The sequence below is a fragment of the Saccharomonospora saliphila YIM 90502 genome, assembly GCF_000383795.1.
Classification (GTDB): domain Bacteria; phylum Actinomycetota; class Actinomycetes; order Mycobacteriales; family Pseudonocardiaceae; genus Saccharomonospora; species Saccharomonospora saliphila.
The window spans coordinates 322,144-326,229 of record NZ_KB912728.1 but is presented as its reverse complement, the minus strand read 5'-3'; the positions used below and the strand labels follow the sequence as shown (position 1 = coordinate 326,229).

Genomic DNA, 4,086 nt, shown 5'->3' with positions numbered 1-4,086 from the left:
GTCGGCCAGCCGGGCCGCCTCGGCCGCGGTGGCGCCGGCGGTCAGCGCGCGCTCGGTGGCCTCCGCCCGCAGCGGCGTGCCCGCCATGTTGATCAGACCGACCGACCCGCCCTGGACGGCCACCCCCACGATCGCCCAGTCGATCGCACGGCGGGTGAACTTCTCGAAGGCCCAGTTCGGGCCGGGCCGCGCGGGCACCCGGATCTCGGTGAGCACCTCGTCGGGTTCGAGCGCGGTGGTGAACGGGCCGAGGAAGAAGTCCCCCGCCTCCACCGTGCGGTGCCCGCCGGTGCCGCGGACGACGAACACGGCGTCGCAGGCCATCAGCGCGGCGGGCAGGTCGGCGGCCGCGTCGCCGTGCACCACCGACCCGCCGATGGTGCCGCGGTGGCGCACCTGCCGGTCCCCGATCACCCCCGCGACGTGCGCCAGCAGCGGCGCGTGCTCGGCCAGCACCGGGTCGGTCTCCAGCTCGCGGTACCGGCTCAGCGCGCCGATCGCGATCTCGTCGCCGTCGCGGCGCACGTAGCGCAGCTCGTCCAGCGCCGCGATGTCCACAACCACCTCGGGCGCGGCCAGGCGCAGTTTCATCAGCGGCAGCAGCGAGTGCCCGCCCGCGAGCGGCTTCGCCTCGTCGCCGTACTCCGCGAGAACTCCGAGCGCGTCGTCCACAGAGGACGCGCGCCGGTAGCGCAGCGGCGCGGGGATCACCGGTCCACCTCCTGTCCCGACGCCTCCACCACGGCGTCGACGATGTTGTGGTATCCGGTGCAGCGGCACAGGTTGCCCTCCAGCCCGGCCCGAACCTGCTCCCGGGTCGGCCGCGGGGTGTCGGCCAGCAGCGAAACCGACGCCATGATCATGCCCGGGGTGCAGAAGCCGCACTGCAGACCGTGCCGCGCGGCGAACGCGCGCGGCACCGGGTGCTGCTCGCCGTCCGCCCCGTCCAGCCCTTCTAGCGTGGTCACCGCGTGCCCGTCGGCCTGCGCCGCCAGCACGGTGCACGACTTCACCGACTCGCCGTCCAGCAGCACCGTGCACGCCCCGCACGAGGTGGTGTCGCAGCCGACGTTGGTGGCGGTCAGTCCCGCCGTGTCCCGTACGAAGTGCACGAGCAGGGTCCGGTCCTCGACCTCCTCGGAAACCGTCCGCCCGTTGATGTCGATCGTGACGCGCACGTCGTCTCAGTCCGCCTCTCCTGCTCGTGTCAGTGCCTGCCACACCCGCAACGGGGTCGTGGGCATGTCGAGATGACGCACCCCGAGGTGGGCCACCGCGTCGACGACGGCGTTGTGCACCGCCGGGGTCGACCCGATGGTGGCGGCCTCGCCGATCCCCTTGACGCCCAACGGGTTGCGGTCGGTGGCCGTGGCCATCTCGACCAGCTCGAAGTCCGGCAGCTCGGCCGCGGTCACGAAGGCGTAGTCCGCCAGCGTGGCCGTGGTGGGGTTGCCGTCGGCGTCGTAGTCCATCACCTCGAGCAGCGCCTGCGCCACGCCCTGCCCGAGCCCGCCGTGCCGCTGGCCCTCGAAGGTCACGGGGTTGACCACGGGGCCCGCGTCGTCGACGGCGACGATCCCGCGCAGCGTGACCTTGCCGGTCTCGGTGTCGACCTCCACGACGGCGAGGTGGGCCCCGAAGGGATAGGTCGGGGCTCCGTCGCCGTACCACACGTCGGCCGTGAGCTGACCGGGATCGGCCCGCGCGGCCACCTGCGCCCAAGTCAGGCTCGCCGCCGCCGGGGCGCCGCGCACCTGCCACAGACCGGCCGACGCGTCGAGCACCAGGTCCTCCGGCGCGGCCTCCAGTTCCTCGGCGGCCAGCCGCCGCGCCCGCTCGATGACCTCGTCGGCGGCCTGCCGCACCGCCGAACCGCCGAGTTGCAGCGACCGCGAGCCCATGGTGCCCACTCCCCGGGGCACCTCGTCGGTGTCACCGTGGCGGACGGTGATCCGCTCCATCGGCACGCCCAGCCGGTCGGACAGCATCATCGCGAGCGTGGTGTGCAGCCCCTGTCCGTGCGGGGAACTGCCGGTGTAGGCGGTGACCGACCCGTCCGGGTGGACATCGACGCGGCCGCTCTCCCCGCCGCGATCTCCCCCGGTGATCTCCACGTAGCAGGCGAGCCCGATGCCCAGTGCCACCGGGTCCCCGGCGGCGCGCCTGCGCCGCTGTTCCTCACGCAGTGCGTCGTAGCCGCCCGCCGCGAGGACACGGTCGAGTGCCTCGGCGTACTCGCCGGTGTCGTAGGTGGCGCCCGTGGCGGTGGTGTAAGGGAACTCGTCGGGCCGGACGAGGTTGCGCCTGCGGACCTTCGCGGGGTCCATGCCGAGCTCGGCGGCGAAGAGGTCGATCCCGCGTTCGAGCACGGCCGTGGCCTCCGGGCGCCCGGCCCCGCGGTAGGCCGCGACCGGCGTGGTGCTGGTGACCACGGCCCGGCTGACCGTCTCCACCCGGGGAAAGCGGTACACCCCCGAGGCCATCAGCTCGGTCAGCACCGGGAGGAACAGCGCGCGGGGATAGGCTCCGGCGTCCTGGAGCACCTCCACGCGCACGGCCTCGACGGTGCCATCGCGACGGCCGCCGATCGTGATGGTGTTGCGCTGCGCCCGGCCGTGGGTCATCGCGACCATGTTCTCGCCGCGCTCCTCGGACCAGCGCACCGCGCGCCCCGCCGCGCGGGCGGCCCAGCCCAGCACCACCGCCTCCGGGTCCGCGCCGATCTTGGCGCCGAACCCGCCTCCGACATCGGGTGTGATCACCCGGACCCGCTCGGCGTCGAGCCCCAGTCCGGCCGCGATCGCCGACCGCGCGAGCTGGGCGTTCTGAGTGGACAGCCACACCGTGAGCCTGCCGTCCGCACCCCACGCGCACGCCGCGCCGCGCGCTTCGAGCGGGGCCGGGGCCAGGCGCTGGTTCGCGATCGTGCGGGTCACGACCACCTCGCAGCCGGCGAAGGTGTCGTCGGCGAACTCGCCGCCGTGGGTGGCGACGAGATTGGTGCCCAGCTCCGGATGCAGCACCGTCGTGTCGGAGAGTGCCGTGTCGAGGTCGGGCACGGCATCGAGCGGGTCGTAGTCCACGTCGACCAGTTCGGCGACGTCGGCGAGCTGGTACGGGTGTTCGGTCAGCACGAGCGCGACCGGTTCTCCGACATAGCGCACGACGTCGCCGGCCAGCCACGGCTGGGTCACCGGCCCGGCCGACCCCGGCGCGAGGTCCAGATCGTCGGCGGTGTAGACCGCGACCGTCCCGTCGGCCGCGCGGGCGGCGGAGACGTCGATCGCGGCGATGCGGGCGTGCGCGACCGGGCTGCGGACGAACCTGGCGTAGGCGGCCCCCGTGAGCCGCTCGGCACGCAGGTCCTCGACGTAGGTCCCTCCGCTGGTGATCAACGTGCGGTCCTCGACGCGGGCCACCCTGGTCCCGGCGATGCTCATCTGACCTCCCGCTCGCGGTTGACGCCGACGATCATGCCCACGCGCGGTAGGCACCTCGCAAGGGGAAATCCGAAAAAGGGAGGCCCGCGTCGCCCGGTGCACCCCTCCGGGGTGCGGGTCAGCGCCGCCGGGCGTGCGCGGGCGCGAACCCGGCCTCGGCGTAGCGGGTGTGCAGCACCCGTACCGACTCGGCCTGATTCTCGGCCCGCCCCACCGCCTCGATCAGCTCGCGCTCGTCGAGACGCCCGTCGTGCCGTGCCACGGCCAGAAGAGCCCGCCACACCGCCGCCCGCGCGGTGAGCAGCATGGCCAGCCCGTCAAGTTCCACCACCGGGCTCGACGGCGATCCGGACAGCAGGCGGCCGTTGAGCTTGAGCCTGCCCAGCTTTTCCCCGGCCCACGCGGCGGTCGCCTTGTACCGGCGCACGGGAATGTCCAGCTCGGACAGCACCGCCCGCAGTGCGCGCAGGTGCTCGGCCGCGCCGTCGGCCAGCGCGGCGAACTCGGCGGCGTCGGCGGCGTCCCGCCGAGCGGCCGCCATCCGGCGTGTCAACTCGGTGGCGGCCACGGCGGCCGCGTAATGGTCGTTGAGGTAGGTCGACAGCGCGGAATCGACGGCGGACATGGTCGGCGGGTACCCACGACG

General features: G+C 73.9%; 4 protein-coding genes. All 4 read right to left on the bottom strand.

From position 1 onward, the window contains the following. Positions 1–711 (bottom strand): FAD binding domain-containing protein (locus SACSA_RS24040; protein WP_019819723.1); only part of this gene is annotated, 711 nt, incomplete at its 3' end. Further along, positions 708–1,178: a (2Fe-2S)-binding protein gene (locus tag SACSA_RS0120520; RefSeq protein ID WP_019819722.1), complete on the bottom strand. Its 471-nt coding sequence runs from the start codon at positions 1,176–1,178 to the stop codon at positions 708–710. The genes SACSA_RS0120520 and SACSA_RS24040, both read right to left, overlap by 4 nt. A gap of 6 nt (positions 1,179–1,184) precedes the next feature. Continuing rightward, positions 1,185–3,440 (bottom strand): xanthine dehydrogenase family protein molybdopterin-binding subunit, encoded by a 2,256-nt coding sequence (locus SACSA_RS0120515; RefSeq protein ID WP_019819721.1) that lies wholly within the window; start codon positions 3,438–3,440, stop codon positions 1,185–1,187. A gap of 118 nt (positions 3,441–3,558) precedes the next feature. Then, positions 3,559–4,065, bottom strand: a complete 507-nt coding sequence (locus SACSA_RS0120510) for a hypothetical protein (RefSeq protein ID WP_019819720.1) — start codon at positions 4,063–4,065, stop codon at positions 3,559–3,561. Positions 4,066–4,086: the final 21 nt, after the last annotated feature.

Coding starts and splice junctions, on each gene's coding strand:
- SACSA_RS0120515 (WP_019819721.1), bottom strand. CDS start 3,440: ATGAGCATCGCCGGGACCAGGGTGGCCCGCGTCGAGGACCGCACGTTG.
- SACSA_RS0120510 (WP_019819720.1), bottom strand. CDS start 4,065: ATGTCCGCCGTCGATTCCGCGCTGTCGACCTACCTCAACGACCATTAC.